19 protein-coding genes are annotated in these 18,139 nt (G+C 57.6%); 6 read left to right on the top strand and 13 right to left on the bottom strand.

The window, feature by feature from the left end; genetic code table 11:
• Nucleotides 1-7: 7 nt before the first annotated feature.
• The 7 genes from OYW20_RS10140 to OYW20_RS10110 form a co-directional block, all read right to left on the bottom strand.
• A complete protein-coding gene (locus OYW20_RS10140; RefSeq protein WP_268800549.1) occupies nucleotides 8-1,417 on the bottom strand; it encodes a circularly permuted type 2 ATP-grasp protein in 1,410 nt (469 codons plus the stop codon).
• A 442-nt stretch (nucleotides 1,418-1,859) separates the two neighbouring features.
• Complete coding sequence (locus OYW20_RS10135; protein ID WP_268800548.1) at nucleotides 1,860-2,201, bottom strand: ribonuclease E inhibitor RraB; 342 nt, start codon at nucleotides 2,199-2,201, stop codon at nucleotides 1,860-1,862.
• Nucleotides 2,202-2,464: 263 nt separating this feature from the next.
• Nucleotides 2,465-2,701: a hypothetical protein gene (locus tag OYW20_RS10130; protein WP_268800547.1), complete on the bottom strand. Its 237-nt coding sequence runs from the start codon at nucleotides 2,699-2,701 to the stop codon at nucleotides 2,465-2,467.
• A 146-nt stretch (nucleotides 2,702-2,847) separates the two neighbouring features.
• Complete coding sequence (locus OYW20_RS10125; RefSeq protein WP_268800546.1) at nucleotides 2,848-4,917, bottom strand: LTA synthase family protein; 2,070 nt, start codon at nucleotides 4,915-4,917, stop codon at nucleotides 2,848-2,850.
• Between the two features lie 370 nt (nucleotides 4,918-5,287).
• The gene (locus OYW20_RS10120) at nucleotides 5,288-5,479 is read right to left on the bottom strand and encodes a PLDc N-terminal domain-containing protein (protein WP_268800545.1); all 192 of its coding nucleotides are present in this window, start codon (nucleotides 5,477-5,479) and stop codon (nucleotides 5,288-5,290) included.
• A gap of 103 nt (nucleotides 5,480-5,582) precedes the next feature.
• Nucleotides 5,583-6,110, bottom strand: coding sequence for a hypothetical protein (locus tag OYW20_RS10115; protein ID WP_268800544.1), 528 nt, complete (start codon nucleotides 6,108-6,110; stop codon nucleotides 5,583-5,585).
• A gap of 64 nt (nucleotides 6,111-6,174) precedes the next feature.
• Nucleotides 6,175-6,711, bottom strand: a complete 537-nt coding sequence (locus tag OYW20_RS10110) for an ankyrin repeat domain-containing protein (protein WP_268800543.1) — start codon at nucleotides 6,709-6,711, stop codon at nucleotides 6,175-6,177.
• A gap of 410 nt (nucleotides 6,712-7,121) precedes the next feature.
• On the opposite strand from OYW20_RS10110, the gene OYW20_RS10105 reads away from it, so the two are divergent.
• Nucleotides 7,122-7,400, top strand: coding sequence for a DUF3509 domain-containing protein (locus OYW20_RS10105; RefSeq protein ID WP_268800542.1), 279 nt, complete (start codon nucleotides 7,122-7,124; stop codon nucleotides 7,398-7,400).
• A gap of 200 nt (nucleotides 7,401-7,600) precedes the next feature.
• Here OYW20_RS10105 and OYW20_RS10100 read toward each other — a convergent pair whose 3' ends face one another.
• The 4 genes from OYW20_RS10100 to aroC all read right to left on the bottom strand — a co-directional run bounded on the left by OYW20_RS10100 (nucleotide 7,601) and on the right by aroC (nucleotide 11,594).
• On the bottom strand, nucleotides 7,601-8,317 hold the full coding sequence (locus OYW20_RS10100) for a helix-turn-helix transcriptional regulator (protein ID WP_268800541.1): 717 nt from the start codon (nucleotides 8,315-8,317) through the stop codon (nucleotides 7,601-7,603).
• Between the two features lie 362 nt (nucleotides 8,318-8,679).
• Entirely contained in the window at nucleotides 8,680-9,225 is a 546-nt protein-coding gene (locus OYW20_RS10095) for a 1,2-dihydroxy-3-keto-5-methylthiopentene dioxygenase (RefSeq protein ID WP_268800540.1), read from the bottom strand.
• 91 nt (nucleotides 9,226-9,316) lie between these two features.
• On the bottom strand, nucleotides 9,317-10,465 hold the full coding sequence (locus tag OYW20_RS10090) for an MFS transporter (RefSeq protein WP_268800539.1): 1,149 nt from the start codon (nucleotides 10,463-10,465) through the stop codon (nucleotides 9,317-9,319).
• Nucleotides 10,466-10,502: 37 nt separating this feature from the next.
• A complete protein-coding gene (gene aroC / locus OYW20_RS10085; RefSeq protein ID WP_268800538.1) occupies nucleotides 10,503-11,594 on the bottom strand; it encodes a chorismate synthase in 1,092 nt (363 codons plus the stop codon).
• Nucleotides 11,595-11,724: 130 nt separating this feature from the next.
• Between aroC and OYW20_RS10080 the strand changes: the two genes are divergently transcribed.
• Together OYW20_RS10080 and OYW20_RS10075 are read left to right on the top strand one after the other, a co-directional pair.
• On the top strand, nucleotides 11,725-12,720 hold the full coding sequence (locus tag OYW20_RS10080; protein ID WP_268800537.1) for an alpha/beta hydrolase: 996 nt from the start codon (nucleotides 11,725-11,727) through the stop codon (nucleotides 12,718-12,720).
• Nucleotides 12,721-12,836: 116 nt separating this feature from the next.
• The gene (locus tag OYW20_RS10075) at nucleotides 12,837-13,637 is read left to right on the top strand and encodes a hypothetical protein (RefSeq protein ID WP_268800536.1); all 801 of its coding nucleotides are present in this window, start codon (nucleotides 12,837-12,839) and stop codon (nucleotides 13,635-13,637) included.
• 146 nt (nucleotides 13,638-13,783) lie between these two features.
• Here OYW20_RS10075 and prmB read toward each other — a convergent pair whose 3' ends face one another.
• Nucleotides 13,784-14,692 (bottom strand): 50S ribosomal protein L3 N(5)-glutamine methyltransferase, encoded by a 909-nt coding sequence (gene prmB / locus OYW20_RS10070; protein ID WP_268800535.1) that lies wholly within the window; start codon nucleotides 14,690-14,692, stop codon nucleotides 13,784-13,786.
• Between the two features lie 262 nt (nucleotides 14,693-14,954).
• On the opposite strand from prmB, the gene OYW20_RS10065 reads away from it, so the two are divergent.
• The 3 genes from OYW20_RS10065 (at nucleotide 14,955) to OYW20_RS10055 (ending at nucleotide 16,609) form a co-directional block, all read left to right on the top strand.
• Nucleotides 14,955-15,557 (top strand): cysteine hydrolase family protein, encoded by a 603-nt coding sequence (locus OYW20_RS10065; protein ID WP_268800534.1) that lies wholly within the window; start codon nucleotides 14,955-14,957, stop codon nucleotides 15,555-15,557.
• A gap of 78 nt (nucleotides 15,558-15,635) precedes the next feature.
• Nucleotides 15,636-15,956 carry a hypothetical protein gene (locus tag OYW20_RS10060; RefSeq protein ID WP_268800533.1) on the top strand — a complete coding sequence of 107 codons (321 nt, stop codon included), beginning with the start codon at nucleotides 15,636-15,638 and terminating at the stop codon, nucleotides 15,954-15,956.
• Between the two features lie 95 nt (nucleotides 15,957-16,051).
• The gene (locus OYW20_RS10055) at nucleotides 16,052-16,609 is read left to right on the top strand and encodes a Smr/MutS family protein (RefSeq protein ID WP_268800532.1); all 558 of its coding nucleotides are present in this window, start codon (nucleotides 16,052-16,054) and stop codon (nucleotides 16,607-16,609) included.
• 162 nt (nucleotides 16,610-16,771) lie between these two features.
• Here OYW20_RS10055 and OYW20_RS10050 read toward each other — a convergent pair whose 3' ends face one another.
• Nucleotides 16,772-18,118 (bottom strand): MFS transporter, encoded by a 1,347-nt coding sequence (locus OYW20_RS10050; protein WP_268800531.1) that lies wholly within the window; start codon nucleotides 18,116-18,118, stop codon nucleotides 16,772-16,774.
• Nucleotides 18,119-18,139 lie beyond the last annotated feature (21 nt).

The following is an 18,139-nucleotide window of genomic DNA, read 5'->3' as shown; positions in this document are numbered from 1 at the left end:
GGCATCCTTAATCCTCGACCACCCAGGTATCCTTGGTTCCGCCACCCTGCGACGAGTTGACCACCAGCGAGCCTTCACGCAATGCAACGCGTGTCAGGCCGCCGGGGACGACGCGGGTTTCGCGGCCCGACAACACAAACGGGCGCAGATCGATATGTCGCGGGGCGATGCCGTTCTCGACGAACGTCGGACAGGTCGACAGACACAAAGTAGGTTGAGCGATATACAAGTGGGGCTTGGCTTTGAGCCTGGCGCGGAAAGATTCGATTTCAGCCGCAGTGGCAGAAGGACCTACCAGCATCCCGTAACCGCCCGAGCCCTGGGTTTCCTTGACCACCAGATCGCCGAGGTTGGCGAGCACGTGAGACAACTCTTCCGGCTTGCGGCACTGCCAGGTCGGTACGTTCTTCAGGATGGGCTCTTCGTCCAGGTAGAAACGGATCATGTCGGTGACAAACGGGTAAATCGATTTGTCGTCCGCAACACCAGTCCCGATGGCGTTGGCCAACACCACATTGCCCGAGCGATAAGCCGACAGAAGACCCGGCACACCCAGCATCGAATCCGGATTGAACGCCAGAGGATCAAGGAACGCATCGTCCAGACGCCGGTAGATCACGTCGACGGGCTTCGCGCCATCGGTGGTCCGCATGAACACCCGATCATCACGGACGAACAAATCCGCCCCCTCAACCAGTTCAACACCCATTTCCCGAGCCAGAAACGCATGTTCGAAGAAAGCGCTGTTGAACCGTCCCGGCGTCAGGACGACCACGCTTGGATTGTCCAGCGCACTGGAGCTCTTCAGCGTGTCGAGCAGGAGATTGGGGTAATGATCGATTGGCGCGATCCGTTGCGCCGCAAACAGTTCGGGGAACAGCCGCATCATCATCTTGCGGTCTTCGAGCATATAGCTCACGCCGCTGGGGGTCCTCAGATTGTCTTCGAGAACGTAATACGTTCCATCTCCGTCACGTACCAGATCGACACCGGAAATGTGCGAATAGAGATCACGGTGCAGATTCAAGCCCTGCATCGCCAACTGGTACTGCTCGTTGGCCAGAACTTGCTCGGCGGGGATGATCCCGGCCTTGATGATGCGTTGATCGTGATAGAGATCGGCGAGAAACATGTTCAGCGCCTTGACGCGCTGAATACAGCCGCGCTCCACCACGCGCCATTCACTGGCGGGGATACTGCGGGGGATGGTATCGAACGGGATAAGCCGCTCGGTGCCTTGCTCGTCGCCATAGAGCGTAAATGTGATCCCGGCGCGATGAAACAACAGATCGGCCTCACGCCTGCGCTGAGCCAGCAACTCAGGGGGCGCTTCACCCAACCAACGGGCAAATTCCCGATAATGCGGGCGAACAATGCCGCCTGCATCGTACATCTCGTTATAAAAGGTGCGGATCATGCCGTACTCCTTGTCACCATGGACACAAGGGCCTTCGCAAGGCCCGTGCCAGCGGCATAAACGCTTTAAAATCAATTGGTTAAACAATCAAAATCACACCCGCGCACCATTCCTGTGCAAGAAGCGCCCTAACCAATTCTCTTACGCCTCATATAGAAGCGTCCCACCATTGAGAAAACTATCACCGGCATAGCCAGAGTTGATTTCACGGCAGGCCATTAGCTTCTGGATACTCACACTTATACCGGCAAACAACTCTCTGCCGGGCACCGAAGCGTGATGCATGAAAACGATTTCGACGCTGCAAGAGAACCTTGCCAACACCTACTCGTTACAGACTTCCCTTTATAGCCGCTCAATTGAGCGGCTTTTTTTTGCCCTGTTTTGAGCTGCGAGCTGAGCCGAGTTCACCCAGCTCGCCGCCTCATAGTGCTTCTAGCAATTAAGCGTGAAACCGTTTGATCTCCTGCTTCACACCCCAGCCTTCCACTTCCCCATCCAGGGGATCGAATGCCGCTTGCAGATCCTGTTCAAAGTCGCCGATACCGTCATAAGTCGCGTACATCACTTTGCTCAGCTGCAAGTCCCAGGCGCCATCGTCTCGGGCGTTGATCTGGGCATTGATGGACTCACCGCGAAACTGACCCGCTGCCTGACGCGCCCGCTCCTCATCCGGGAAGACAGCATAAAACTCAATGGGGTGAATACGAGCGAAGTCGAAACCGCCTTCTTTCATGCGGCGCAGTACGTTACTGCTGATGTCTTCTTGATAGGCTGTGCTCATGAAACGTCCTCCTATGCAACGATAGATAGAGTTTCAACGATCCCTGAACGCCCCGTCCGAAGGGGCCGCTTCACGGCAGATAATCTGCCGTGCGGGACTCAAGCATGTCGCTACAAGGCCGGCCCTGCGCTTGAAGCCAGAGTTACAAACCGGGCATCGATACAGGATCTGGGTCGGTTAGATGCGTCACCGGCCTCATTTGCAGACTACGCCCATTGATAGCCCGTTGCCAATTGCCGCAACAGGCGGAATCGGTTGATAAATCACGATGCTTCGACGATGGAAACGATCTGTACCGCATTCTGGTCCTTCAGAGTTTTGACCGTGGGCTCGTCGGTCCGGCCGTCCAGATCATTCAGGTCCAGATCAGTCGTCACAGGGAACAAATGCGGACGCAGACGCTGCGCGGCCTCCTCTTCACTGGGCCGCTGCTCGGACTCAAGATCGAGGGTCTGTTGCACGCCGTCTTTATCCAGAAACGAAATTGTCCAGACTTTCATCGATACCTCCTCAACCAGGCCGCAAGCCGGCCTACCGGAATCGGACTTCGGATTTTCCTCATTCGTTCAACCTGTTATGCGCGCAGCGTCCAATACACAAGCAAAAAAAAGAGGCCACGAGGGCCTCTTCTTGTGCAGCAGCCAGACTAAGGCTTGGCGTCCTTAACCCCGGCAGTATTGTCCAAAAGGCTTTTCGTCGCGATCTGCAGGAAACTGTCGAGCTTCTTGCGCAACTCAGCCACGTCCGGTGCATCCGGGATCAGCTCGGCGTGTGGCTTGGTGCCAAGCGTGTAGGCGTAAATCTTCGGCTCCATTTCCTTGGGTTCGATCAGGATTCGATCACCCGTGACGATCGCCACGGTCTGCTCACTGCCCGACGGCTTGATGACACCGAAGCCCTTATCGCCTTCCGGCAAGCTGAGCAAATCGCGGCCCCAGCATTGGTTGACGGTGTCGCCACCCAGACGGCCCATGATGGTCGGCACGATGTCGATCTGTGTACCGACGATACTGCTGCGAGAACCGAACTTCTCCTGCAGGCCCGGCGCGATCATCAACATTGGCACGTTGAAACGGCCGAGGTCCATTTCGGTGATCTGCTCGTTATTGCCGAAACCATGGTCGCCAACGACGATGAACAAGGTGTCTTTGTAGTAAGGCTCTTTCTTGGCCTTCTCAAAAAACTGCCCAAGCGACCAGTCGGAGTAACGCATCGCGGTCAAGTGTTCATCGAGCGAACCGTGTCCGGTTACACGCTCTACTGGCAAGTTAGTCGGCAGCGCGTAAGGCGTGTGATTGGAGAGCGTCTGCAACAGCGCATAGAAAGGACGGCCCTTATCTTCGCGTGCCTTGAGCTCCTGGGCGCCACGGTCGAACATGTCCTGATCGGACACGCCCCACGTCGGGTCAGAGAACACCGGGTTCACGAAGTCATTACGGCCGATGAAGTTGGTCATGCCCTGGTTGCTGAAGAAACCGGACTGGTTGTCCCAAGCGAAATCGCCGTTGTAGACGTAAACGTCATCGTATTTACGAGCGCTCAGCAACTGCGGCAAACCGGACAACTTGTGGCTGCCCTCCGGCGTCTGCATCAGGTACTCGAAACCTGGCAGGTTGGGGAAGCACGCCATCGTCGCGAACATGCCTTGGTGGGTGTGAGTGCCGTTGGAGAAGAAACGGTCAAACAGCAAGCCCTCTTTGGACAGCTTGTCAAAGTAAGGCGTGATGTTCGACTCGTCGCCCAAAGCCCCTACAGAGTGGCCGGCGAAGCTTTCCATCAAAATGACGACCACGTTTTTAATCGGAAGGGTTTTATCCGCTGGCGGCGAGAAGTTACGACGTACAGCCGCCGTGTCCGCGTCGATCAGCTTGTCGTTGGGTGTCAGCAGCATGTCACGCACGGTTTGCTGGGCTTGCGCCGTTGGCAAGTTGCCCTTCCAGATGTTGTCGCGATCTTCTGACATCCGGCTCTTGGCAGCGGCGATCAAAGTCAGCGTGCCATTGAGACCCAGTGTGTTGGCGAAATTGGATTCGGTGGTGTACGCGTCACCCCAGCGCAGCGGCGGGCCTTGACGCAAGGTGCCGCGCGCAGCCACCACGGCGATCAACAGGCAGACCACGAACACACCAATGCGCGTATACCACGGCGCCACTTTGCGGTTGCTCGCGGTGGCCAGGTTGAACTGGCCGCTCGGCCGGGTCAGACGGTCGACGCCCTTGAACACCAGGCTCAGCAACCACGTCACCACCGCCCATGCCAGCAGGTAACGGACCACCGGAAAGCCGTACCACAACATACTGAGTACGGTTTTCGGGTCTTCCTTGACGTACTGAAAGACCAGACCGTTGAGGCGCTGGTGGAACTCACGGTAGAAGTCCATCTCCATCAGACCGAAGAAGGTCGTGATGCTGGCTACCAGCGTCAGCCAGAAACGGAAGAAGCCGCGCGCCGCCATCAATCGTGCGCTGAACAATGCCAGCAGCAACGGAATCAATAGGTAGACCACCAGTCTCAGGTCGAAACGCAGGCCATTGGCAAATGCTTCGATGAAGCTGGCGGCTGGCGTCTCGCCGATTCCTTCGCGGTTGTAGACCAACAGCGCAACGCGCAACAGTGTGTACAGAACCATCAACACCAGACCACTGAGCAGCGTGTAAGCCAGGTGCGATCTGACGGTAGGTTGCGGCGCGCGCGCCGGGGCGTCCGTTTTGGCCATGTGTTCTAGGATCCGTTGAATTCAGGTTGAAGTTCAAAAAGCCGTTGCGCCCGCAGCCAAGACATCTGGCCGGGATCACGGGTGGCAAATATTACGTGATCGCTCAAGCTTTACCACTGATGCGACTCTTTCTTTAGCACATGCGCGCCTTTCGGGCGGTGCGCAGTCTTGCGGAGCTGCCGTGAAAATTACGTTGTCCGGCTGTCCGATCTAACAAATGCTTACAAAATCTACGTTTCAACACGCTTTTCATCTTTTCGCTCTTGCACCCACAAGAAAACGCGATGGCAGATGGGCGTGGAGAACACATAAAAAACGCCTGATTCCCTACTGGCAATCAAGCGTTGGATGTTACCGGCGAATCGACTGGCTAGATGCGCACATTGCCTCTTGGACCTGCGATAGCCCAAATGATCAGACCCAGGACCGGCAGCAGCACAATCAGCAGCACCCAGAGGATCTTCATCCCGGTTTCGGAGCCGCTTTTAAGTACGTTGATAATGGCCCAGATATCCAGAGCCAGAATGATCAGTCCGACCAGACCATTGAAGGTTGAACCCATGGTGTTGCTCCTAAATGAGGCTTGCCCTGGTTAGGAAAGCAGCGCCTCACAAGGGTTCCGTTGGTCGGCGTGCATATTTCGAAACATTCGCCGCCCAACCACTTCAAGACTGAGCGCGTTCACTCACTTGCAACGCAGGCTCAATCGCGACCCCGATCATCGCGCCCAGCTCGACCACGCGCGCTTGATCGCAACCGTAAACAAGGACGGTCTGCAGTTCGTCATCCAGAGGCTGGCTGATATTCATGAGCACATAGCCGCCCTGCTCCTTGTTCATGCTGCTCAACTGGATCTGAATCCGTTTCATGGCGGTAAGAGGATCGGTTTTGGCCAACTGTTTAGGCTTGATATTGAATGCCACACCTGGGCCGAACGAAGCGATGATCTGCGCCAGAAGCTGCTCGTGCGTATCGGCCTGAAACAGCACCGTCTCGGGCAGGCTGCCAATCACCACCCACTCGCCCAGCGGGATCGGGAAAGTGTCGTCGTAATTGATATCGGGATTGGCATCGAGAAATGATTGAGGCTCGGCGTAAGCCTGCGCGGCTTCGTCGGCAATGAGGCCGATTTCCTCATCGCTCATGCAGCCGGAGCTGATTTTGCTGATGAATTCGATGAGCTGAGCTTTCATGGCGATGATCCGGGCAAAAAACAGGCGCGCAGGATAACGGTAAATCCTGCGCGCCTCTATGGCTTCACACGCCGATACGGGTGAGTTGCTCGGCTGTTTCAGTGGCGCCCATGGTTTGCGCGGCCATCAGCGGCGTCACGCCCTTGGCGTCCTTGACGTGCGGATTAGCACCTTTGGAGATCAGGTAATCGACGATGGCCGTACGGTTGAACATTGCCGCCATCATCAATGCAGTACGACCGTCAGCAGACGCGCCTTCGACCTCAGCCCCGCTCTCGACCAGCAGCCGTACCACTTCCAGATCGCCCTTGAACGCTGCGCCTGCAATCGGGCTCTGACCGTTATCGTTACGCAACTCAGGGTCTGCCTTGTGCTTGAGCAGCACGCTGACCGCGTCTTTATGACCGTGATAGCTGGCGAGCATCAGCAGCGTGTCGCCCTTGTGATTCCGCAGGTTAGGGGTCAGGCCGTTTTCCAGCAGTCTGTCAAGCATGACGGCATCACCGGCTCGGGCGCGATCAAAAACCTGTTCGGCAAACTCCAGCGCTTCGTCATCGGTCATGCGGGTGGCAGAACCTCCAGGTTTAGAGTCTTCGGACATTCAGTGCTCCTTGGGCGCTCGGCGGCGCATTTATCGATACTGTCGAAAACCTGAGACCTTGGTGGCCGCGATCTAGTTTCCAGTTAGTTTCGATAGAAAGGCCGCCTATCCTGATGAAGGTCGATGTCACGGGATTTTCGTACAGCTAGATGAAATAAAACCCGCTGATCGCGGTCTTAGGTTGCGGCACCCCTCTGCAATCCGTTGATTCGCATTCCTGTTTAAGTTCCCCTCGTCCGGCAAAATGCAGGACACCTAACGGCTATTCATGCAAATTGCACGGAAAGACAAAAAACAGACTTTATATAACTCTTTGTTTATAAAGGGATAAATAAAAAAACAAATGCTGGCACAGTCACTGCACTAGTACTACCAACGCTTGTAATCATTGAGCAACGGAGCCGCTAGACATGACTTTCATCCAAGAAAAATTCTCATCCGTATTTTCCGAATTCGAAGTCACCACCCAACTGCGTCCAGACGGTGGCGTGCTGCTGTCGCTGCGCAACAGCGAAGGCAAGCAAGTTCGTCGCTCGGTTTCCTACGCTCAGTTGCACACACCCGTTCAACTGGAATGGGTTATTAGCGCAATCCGCCGCGATCTCGCCGCACAGGCTAGCGAATTGCCAGCCATTTCGATGCTGCAAAGCCAGCACCGGTTTGATCTGCCGACTTACCACACCCGTTAATTGATCAACGACTCTTTCTGGTAACAGCGTCTCTGCCTACAGCGGCTGCTGTCATCAGCGATAACGTACCTTGCATCCCTTTTATGACCTTCTTTGGTACCGCGGCAGCCTCACGGCTCCCGCGGTTTTTTTGCCTTGATGCGCCTAACGCTCATGGCCTCACACTCTGCGTGCGCATCAGCATCGAACACCCTTGAGCGCTACTGGATGATCCCGCGACACAGAGCCTCGCCCACCGCCTGCGCACGATTCGAGACGCCCAGCTTGGCGTAGATGCTCTTGAAGTGATGCTTGACCGTTGCCTCCGTCACCTCCTTGATCAGCCCGATTTCCCACGCTGTCTTGCCTTGTCTGGCCCATTTCAGAATCTCGACCTCTTTGTCGCTTAACGAGCGATTTTGCATAGGCCTGCCATTCCCGGCGACGTGCAGCATAGGCACCAGGCTGGCCAGCAAGTAGCGGTCGGCATGGGTCAACGGCCGCTCCAGGGCATTGAGCGAGCAGATCGTCACCACCCCATTGCTGGCGCGACTTTCGCTGGAATAGCCGTAAGAAAAGCCCGGCAACAGATCGCAGTCCTCCACGGCTGCCATGTAGGCGGACGACGGAGGATACGTGTCGAATGCCTGGTTCCAGTCGAGAAAACCCATCGATTGTCGGTAGTAACGCACCACCGGGTCCTCGATCATTAGCCGCCCCTGGCAGTAAAGCTCTTTCCAGTAACCGTCGACATTGGAAGTGATGCAGTTAAGCAAAGCACCACCCCGATATTGGTAGAGCATCGCGCGCTTGCAGCTGCATTCAGCCCTTAGCCAATCCAGCGCGTTGGCGATGGCGGCCTCGCCGTTTTGGTGAGTAATGCTGGTGACCATCTGTTTGATCAGCGGGTCGAGCATGCCCGTTTGCGTGTTTTTCATTTCTCCTCCTCTAAACCCCTGATGATTGTCGTCCCTGTTGGCATGTCGTTTTCTGATGAGCGCAGCTCGATACGGATAACAGTGCTGATGCGCAGCGGGTGCAGCGCATTGGCAGCGGTATCGCGGAGGCTTCGGGGATCTGACGGACGCAGGGTTACACAGTAAAAGGGCTTAAACATGGAGCCGAAAACAAACAGGCATCGCTGACCTATAAACAAGCAACTTCCCACAAGACTGCAAAAACTTGCTTACATCTTTACTAAATCCCCAACAAAAACGGCCAACTTCGTGGAGTTGACCGCTCTTTATTGGTACGCACGTACCGGTTTCAGCTAATGCACGTCTCGGCAGAAGTGTTTACTTCAATCATCAAGGCTCGGGAATCCACCCGCAGTGTTTTCACCGGTAAACGTCGCAACCGAGCCTTCAGGGTGGTTGAACAGCCTGATGGCAACAAGGTGGGGGTTCTCGCCCATGTCGATCCATTGGCGGGTGCCGGCGGGGACGGAAACCAGGTCGTTCTTTTCGCACAAGACGGCGAAGACCAGATCACCAATATGAAGGGTAAAAAGCCCACGTCCGGCGACGAAAAATCGCATTTCATCTCCGGCGTGCTGATGTTCTTCAAGAAACCTGGCCTGGTACTCGGCTTTTTGCGGGTGATCGCTGCTCAGACTCATGACATCAACGGTGCCATAGCCTCGCTCCGTGCTCAGGGTGTCAATTTGAGCGCGATAGGCGTTGATCACTTCCTCCTGACTGGCACGGGGAGTGATCGGCGTGGGGGCCTGCCAGCGTTCAAAAGTCACGCCCTGCTCCGCAAGCGTCGAGGCGATGTCTTCAAAATGGGTCAACACCTTGTTTGGCAAATCAGGTGATGACACGTGGTAAACAGACAGCGTGCTCATTACGGTACTCCTCGGTTCGGTCATGGCCTCAGGCTTTGTAGCCCGTCAGGCAAAGTCGCTCAGGCTTTTTTTCAAGCGATTTCCACTTGGCTCATACGCGTTCCGCTTTCATGCGTGTGGCACACACGATGGCGGCTGCCAGCGCCGCGACGCTGGCGATGCTGAAGGTCCATCCGGCACCTAGCGTGTTCCAGCTGTAACCTGAGTACAAGGCGCCCATGGCACCGCCAGTTCCTGCCAGTGCCGCATAAAGTGCCTGGCCCTGCCCTTGCTGCTGCGGCCCGAAGCTACGTTGCACGAAATGGATGGCCGCCGCGTGAAAGCTGCCAAAGGTGGCGGCATGCAGCACCTGAGCGAAAATCAGCAGCGCCAGTTGGTCGGCAAAGTTACCCGTCAATATCCAGCGCAACGCGGCGAGGATAAAGCTCGCCATGAGCATCTGCTTGACCGAAAAGCGCTGCAATAGACGACTCATCGCCATGAACATCAGCACTTCTGCAACCACGCCGACGGCCCACAGCATGCCGATCAAGCCACGACTGTAGCCCAGTTGCTCAAGGTGCAGGGTCAGGAATGTGTAGTAAGGCCCATGGCTCAGTTGCATGAGGCCGACGCTGGCATAAAAGGCCAGCACGCCAGGACGTGTGAGCTGCTTTAGAAAACCACCCGCCTGAGTGCGCAGGCTCGAAGCGACGGGCTGAGCATTCGGCACCCACCAACTGCTGGCGACAATCCCCAGCATGATAACCAGCAGCGCCTGCGGGTAGGCGTCGAGGCTGAACCACTCGAACAATCGACCCAGCGCAACCACCGTCAGGATGAATCCAATCGAGCCCCATAAACGAATCTGGCTGTAGCGGGACGTCTGGCCCTGCAAGTGAGCCAGGGTGATGACTTCGAATTGGGGCAGCACGGCATGCCAGAAGAACGCATGCAGCGCCATGACCATCGCCAGCCAGGCGTAGCTTTTGTCAAACAGGATCAGCGAAAACGTGGCAAGCGTGCAGACCGCCCCAAAGCGCACGATGGCCAGCCGTTGCCCTGTGTAGTCACCCAGCCAGCCCCAGATGTTGGGCGCCACGCAACGCATCAGCATCGGGATCGCCACCAGTTCGCCGATACGAGCGCTGGAAAACCCAAGGTGATCGAAGTACAGCGCCAGAAATGGCGCCGTCGAGCCAAGCAAGGCGAAATAGAACAGATAGAAGCTGGACAGTCGCCAGTACGGAAGCGCTGCCAAGGTCAGGACGCCTCGGCAGCGTTATCCGGTTTGGGCATTACAGCTGACCCAGAACCGGCGTGCTCACGCGCACATCCGCGTTTTGCCCTCGGTGGCGCAACAGATGGTCGAGCAACACGATGGCCATCATTGCTTCGGCAATCGGCGTGGCACGAATGCCGACACACGGGTCGTGCCGGCCTTTGGTGATGACATCGACCGGGGCACCGTTGACGTCGATGGAACGGCCCGGCGTGGTGATGCTGGAGGTAGGTTTGAGCGCAAGATGCACGACAATCGGCTGACCGGATGAAATGCCACCCAGAATGCCGCCCGCGTTATTGGTCACGAAACCCTCTGGCGTCAGCTCATCGCGATGCTCAGTGCCGCGTTGAGCGACCGACGCGAAACCAGCACCGATCTCCACACCCTTGACGGCATTGATGCTCATCATCGCGTGAGCCAGCTCGGCGTCCAGACGATCAAAAACCGGCTCGCCCAGACCCGGCATCACGCCTTCGGCCACCACGGTAATTTTGGCCCCGACCGAATCCTGATCGCGACGCAACTGGTCCATATAGGCTTCGAGTTCCGGCACCTTGTCCGGGTCGGGGCTGAAAAAGGCGTTGTCCTCGACCGAATCCCAGGTCTTGAAAGGGATTTCAATCGGACCCAACTGACTCATGTAGCCGCGCACTGTGATGCCGAGGCTGGCGAGGTATTTTTTGGCGATGGCACCCGCGGCCACGCGCATGGCGGTTTCCCGCGCGGAACTGCGTCCGCCGCCACGATAGTCGCGCATGCCGTATTTGTGGTGGTAGGTGTAATCGGCGTGGGCCGGGCGGAACAGGTCCTGAATCGCGGAGTAATCCTTGGACTTCTGGTCGGTATTGCGAATCAGCAGGCCAATGGAGCAGCCAGTGGTCTTGCCTTCGAAGACACCGGAAAGTATCTCGACTTCGTCGGCTTCCTGACGTTGCGTGGTGTGGCGACTGGTGCCGGGTTTGCGGCGGTCAAGATCACGTTGCAGGTCCTCGATCGACAGCGCCAGGCCCGGCGGACAGCCATCAACGATCGCGACCAGTGCCGCGCCATGGCTTTCGCCAGCGGTGGTGACTGTGAACAGCTTGCCGTAGGTATTGCCGGACATGCGTGACGCTCCGAAAAATCGATCAAAAACTCAAGCGCGCCAGTATACGCAGGCTGCTCGTGTAGTTCATCCTCGAACCTTATTGGATTGGCTGCGTCCAATCGGCACTGAATCAGATGGTGGCTTTCCGATGTTACGTAGACTTTGCCTGATCCGCGCTTTTTTGCCACTGCGAGCAATCACCTTGACCCTGACCGTTCTGACCAGCGTCGCACACGCCGCAACCCCCGTTGTGCTTCAGCGCCCGATCAGCCTGGAGACCGCCACGGGTGAGTTGTTCGGCACGTTGTTACTGCCCAAATCCACCACACCGGTGCCGGTTGTATTGATCATTGCGGGCTCCGGCCCCACCGATCGCGACGGCAACAATCCGGACGGCGGCCGCAACGACAGCCTCAAGCGCCTGGCCGTGATTCTCGCCAAACACAACATTGCCAGCGTGCGCTACGACAAGCGCGGCGTTGCGGCGAGCAAACCGGCAACGCCGGATGAACGCGACCTGAGCATCGAAAAGTACGTCGCCGACGCCCAAGCCTGGGGCCAGAAGCTCAAAGCCGATCCTCGGCTTGGGCAACTGATTCTGCTGGGGCACAGCGAGGGCGCGCTGGTCGCAGCCCTTGCCGCAGGTCAGGCTGGCGCATCGGCGGTGATTTCTGTCGCAGGCACCGGGCGGCCGGTCGATCAGGTGGTTCGCGAACAATTGCAGTACCAGTTGCCGCCGCCTCTGCTGGCGCGCAGCGAACAGTTGATAGAAGAGATCAAGGCCGGCAAAACCGATGACAACGTGCCCCCGCCGCTGGACGTGGTGTTTCGCCCCAGCGTGCAGCCCTATCTGATCTCGCTGTTCCGACAGAATCCTGCTGCCGCGTTCGGCAAGCTGACGGTCCCGACACTCATCATTCAGGGGCGCAACGACATGCAGGTTGGCGTGGGTGATGCCGAACTGCTGCATCAGGCCAAACCCGACTCAAGCATCGCCATCATTGATGGCATGAACCACGTGCTGCGTATCGTGCCCAACGACATCAAGCGTCAACTGGCCTCGTACAAAGATCCCCAGTTGCCACTGGCCAGCGAAGTATCGGACCGAATTCTCAAATTCATCGACTCGATACCCGCTGCCTGAGCGGGTTCAAGCGTGGATGGATGTATGGCGCCATGCACTTCAGATTGACGTAGAACGGCCGATAGCGAGTTGCTGGCATTGTCTTGCCGGGCAATGTCGAAAACAGGATCGCCGTGATGACAGACAACAACATTTTGGCCGAGCCGGTCGTGACGCCCGTCACCACCGACGCCGAACCTGCTGCCCCAGTGCTGTGGGACGACGTAAAAGCCGAACATTTTCTGATGCTGCGCATGGCGCCGCTGCCAACCGACCGCGCCACTGGAGCGCGGCCGCTACGTTTCGCTCAATTTGGTCACGCAGAGCGCAACAGCAAAGCATTCAGCCTGTTGCGAATGAACTATCAACTGCCCGCACAGAACGCCCGTAAAGAACAAAACCACTTGGACATATGGGTCGACCACACCCTGCGCACCGTGCGCGTCGGGCCTGAATCGGGGCTGCAAATCGAGCCGCTGAATCGTGGACTGGGGCGCTTCATGCTGGCTCAAGGCATCTTGTGGGCGCAGAAGCACTGGGCGGAGTACAAAGTGGAAGGCACCGCCCTGTCCAACAAGGATGCGCTGCAGGAAGACACCCGCCTGCGCCGCGATCATGTGCTCAAGACCCAGGGCTTTGAGGTGGTTTACGCGGATGCGCAACACCTAAAAGGCAGCGTCAAGGATGTGAAGGTGGGCAACCTCAATAACAGCTGGAACGCCGAGAAAGTGCAGGTCGTCGCGATTCTAGAAGCGGCGCAGATGTTACAGCAGGCAGAACAGAAGCTTATCGAGCAAGAAGTAACGATCAAAAAGCATGAGGAAAAGGTCAACAAATACCGCCGTGAGGACAGCGGCCTACGCTTTACCATCGCGTGCCTGGTGACCTTTGCGGTGTTCCAGGCAGGGCTGTTGATCTGGATTGCAACGCATCGGTAGACGGTGACAACACCCCGCAAGGATTTTTTCTGGCCAGCACTGACCGGTGGGGCCGTGCAGAACCCTTCGCGGGCAAGCCTCCAACAGGTCCATATTCGCGCAGCAACCACCGCAAACGCTTCTGCATAAAGGGCGTCGGAGCGAGGCTAGACCCGTGAAGCGAACAATGCCTGATGCTGTAGGCATTGTTCAGCGGTCAGCATGAACACGCCATGTCCGCCGCGCTGGAACTCTAGCCAGGCGAAGTCGACTTCCGGGTACAGGGCCTCGACGTGGACCTGACTGTTGCCGACCTCAATGATCAACAAGCCCTTCACGGTCAAGTGATCCGCTGCCTGAGCGAGCATGCGCCGCACCAGATTCAGGCCGTCATCGCCGCACGCCAGCGCCAGCTCAGGTTCGTGCTGATATTCGTCGGGCATGTCGGCAAAATCTTCGGCATCGACATAGGGCGGATTGGACACGATCAGGTCGAAACGCTGGCCCGGCAAACCGTCGAAACCGTCGCCCTGTACGGTGTAGACGCGCTCATCGACTCCATGACGCTCGATGTTCTGATTGGCGACTTCCAGCGCCTCGAACGACAGATCGGCCAGCACCACTTCGGCCTCCGGAAACACGTCGGCGCAAGCAATGCCAATGCAACCTGAGCCTGTGCACAGGTCCAGAATCCGCGCAGGTTCAGCCGCCAGCCAAGGCTCGAAACGGTTTTCAATCAACTCACCCATGGGCGAGCGCGGGATCAGCACACGCTCGTCGACGATGAACGACATCCCGCAAAACCAGGCCTCTCCAATAAGGTAGGCCGTAGGTACACGTTCATCGACCCGGCGCTTGATCAGGCGTTGCACCTGAACCAGCTCGTCTTCTTCCAGGTTGCAATCGAGGTAGCTGTCGGCGATTTCCCACGGCAGGTGCAAAGCCCCCAGCACCAACTGCCGTGCCTCGTCCCACGCGTTGTCGGTGCCATGACCATGGAACAGGTCTGCTCCGTGAAAACGGCTCACGGCCCAACGGATATGATCGCGCAGGGTGCGCAGGCGGGAAGTGATCACGGCAGACTCCTTGAAAAAACGACGGACGATTCTAGCAGCCATCCACGCAACAAACGATGCCTGCGCGCCAAGGCGCTCGCTGAAAAAAACTTTCCCAGCCTTTCGCTGAGTTTGCAGGCAATATGACGGCATTCGCGACCTGCTCGACGGCTTTGAGCGCGGCAAGGAGTCCGGTACAAAGCGACGCCTGTGAGCATTGCGATTCACAGAATCGCTCAGCCAGTGGACAATGTGGCAAAAGCCCCACTCAAAGGAGCCTTAGATGTCTGTTCCAGCTTCCAGTCCAAAGACCATGTTTCAACTCAGTGGCCGCGGTTATGCAGCGGCTACTTTAAGCAATGCCACGTTGATCATCATCGATGCCCAGAAAGAGTACCTCAGCGGCCCTCTAGCGCTAACTGGTGTTCATGAAGCCATCGCCCACATCGTTCAACTGGTCACGGCTGCCCGTGCCGCCAAATGCAGGATCATCCACGTGCGCCACCTGGGCACGGTCGGCGGCATGTTCGACCCACAGGGTCCTCGCGGCGAGTTCGTCCCGGAACTGTTGCCTCTGGCTGATGAAACCGTCGTCGAAAAGCGCCTGCCGAACGCTTTCAACGGCACCGGACTGCATGATCTGCTGCAAAGTTTCGGCCATCTGGATCTGGTGGTGTGCGGCTTCATGAGCCACTCCAGTATCAGTACCACTGTCCGTGCGGCGAAGGATTACGGCTATCGCTGCACCCTCGTCGAAGACGCCTGCGCCACCCGCGACCTGCCGACGCCACATGGCGTGATAAAGGCTGAAGTAGTACAACAGACCGAAATGGCGATCATGGCTGACAACTTCGCCACCCTGGCCACCACCAAAGACCTGACTTAATGCTGGAGAAACCTGGCCAAACGGGAACCACCCCTGCATATGCTGGTCAGAGCGCCGATACCCATAGAGGAAATCGGAATGAAAATATCCGATGGTTTTGATGCCCGCCGCCTGCGGCCCAAAGGCCAGAGCAACTGGCGGATGCGCCTGGGTGCGGGGTTCGCAGCAGTGCTGGCAACGTTCGGGGTGCTGCTGGCGATGGCCGGCATTGCCAGCCTGATCGGCCATCCCCCTGCATTGGGCGAACTGAACACAAGTCCGGCCGGCGCTGTTGTCAGCATCGTGCTAGGTCTGCTGTTTCTGTACATCGGTGTATGGATGTGGCGCCGCACTCGCCGTCGTCGTCGCAGCTCGGGCGGACTGAACATGTCGCCGCATCTGATGAAGAAGCATGACTGACCCGTGCCCCACCTTCTTATTTAGTCGTTGAACAGCTTTAGTCGCGCCGCACTGGGCGTGACTTGGTTAAACTGGCGGCCTTCGCGGAGGCCATCATGCAAGACGACGATTTTTCCCTGTTTCGAAGCGAGACCCGCGGCGTAAAGCCGATCAAGGTCGAGTACGCCGACACAGGCAAACCCAAACCCGACCTTAAGAATCTGGCAAAACTGCGCCAGGCCGCTACCGTGCGCACCGGTTCTGTGACTGTGGACGGCCTGTCCGATCAGTTCGTGATCGATGTAGGCCCCGAGGACACCCTCAACTGGGTCCGCGACGGCGTCCAGGAAGGCCAGATGCGCAAGCTCAAGCTGGGCCAGATAAGCTTCGAGGGAAGTCTGGACCTGCACGGCATGAGCGTCGAACTGGCCCGGGAGACCATGTGGGAGTTTCTCGCCGAAGCCACCCGACTGGAAATCCGCTGCGTGCGCATCACTCACGGCAAGGCGGTGCGTCTGGACGGTAAACGCCCGATGATCAAAAGCCACGTCAACACCTGGCTTCGTCAACACCCGCAGGTCCTGGGTTTCACATCCTGTCTGGCCAAGCATGGCGGCGCTGGCGCGGTGTACGTGATTCTCAAACGCACAATGATGGAAGGGCGTGACGAGTAACCTGCGGTGTCCGTTTTGCAGGAGATCCATCGTCGTGCGGCAAGCGGGATCTGTGAGAGGGCGCTTGCTCGCGATTCGATATTCTGCGCGCAGCACCTGTGACGGATACACCGGCCTCATCGCCAGCAAGCTCCCTCCCACTATAGGCAACTAGCCGTTTAATCAAATGGATTCACGCCGGGCGCCTCGCACCGCCTGGTCTTTACTCTCATGACGCTCTTGCCCCTGACGCAGACGCAACGCAGCCAGAGCGGCAATCACCAGCACCACCGCAATCACCTTCATGCCGTTCATGGCATTGCCGGTGCTTTGCTCGATCAGACCCATGACCGACGGCCCGACGAACCCGCCCAACAGTCCGCATGAGTTAACGAACCCCAGCCCACCCGCCAAGGCCGCCCCTTTGAGCCGCGAAGCCGGGTAAAGAAAGATGATCGACTGGACGACGAAAAACATCACTGCTGAAATACAGAAGCCCAACAAGCTGACCACCGGCCCCGCCAGTGATGCAATGGCTAAGCCAGCCGCCATAGTCAGCAAGCCGGTGACCAGGATCCGTCGCGAACGCTGCGGAGTGTTGGCGAATCGGGGCAGCACGATGGCGCCAATTGCAGCCGCCAGCCAGGGTAATGAGGTCAGCAACCCAATCTGCAAAGTGCTGAGGCTGGCGTACTTGCCGATAATGCCGGGTAGAAAAAAGATCACGGTGTAAACCGTAATCTGATGGCAGAAGTACACGAAAATCGCCAGCAGGATTTGCGGCGTCAGGCATTGCTTGAGGGCACTACCGCCCTGCCCCGCGCCTTCTTCGGCCTCTTTTGCCATTTGCCGTTCGATCTGCGTCGCTTCGGCGGCGCTCAGCCACGGCGCCTTGCCTGGGCGGTCCGGCAGCTTCTTCCATACCACCATCGCAAAAAACACCGCAGGCAAGCCTTCGAGCAAGAACATCCACTGCCACCCGCGCCAACCCCACACCCCGTCCAGTTGCATCAGCGCAGCGCCCAAAGGGCCACCGAGGATGTTGGCAAAACACACCCCCAGCAGAAAGTAACCGGTGGAACGCGCCCGTTGTTCGCGTCCAAACCAGTACGTGAGGTACAGCATGACGCCCGGAAACAGCCCGGCCTCGGCAATGCCTAGCAGCAGGCGCAGCACATAGAAAGAGGTCTCGCCCTGCACGAACGCCATGGCGGCAGAGATCAACCCCCAGGTCACCATGATCCGGGCAATCCAGAACCGTGCGCCGACCTTGTGCATGATCAGGTTGCTCGGCACCTCGGACAGCGCATACGTCAGAAAAAACAGCCCGGCGCCCAGCCCGTAAGCAGCTGCCGATATGCCTAGGTCAATGTCCAGTTGGTGTTTGGCCAGCGCGATGTTGGTCCGGTCGAGAAAGCTCAGCACGTAGGCGGCGATCAACAGCGGCATCAGTTTGGTGAACATCAGTTTATTGAGCGTTGCCGCGTCGCGCGGTAAAGAAGGCGTTTCGAGCGTTTTTGTGATGGTCATTGCGCGAACCTTTCATGAGCG

The organism is Pseudomonas sp. BSw22131, assembly GCF_026810445.1.
GTDB lineage: Bacteria > Pseudomonadota > Gammaproteobacteria > Pseudomonadales > Pseudomonadaceae > Aquipseudomonas > Aquipseudomonas huanghezhanensis.
The sequence above is the reverse complement of the archived record's forward strand: the minus strand, read 5'-3'. Positions and strand labels throughout refer to the sequence as shown.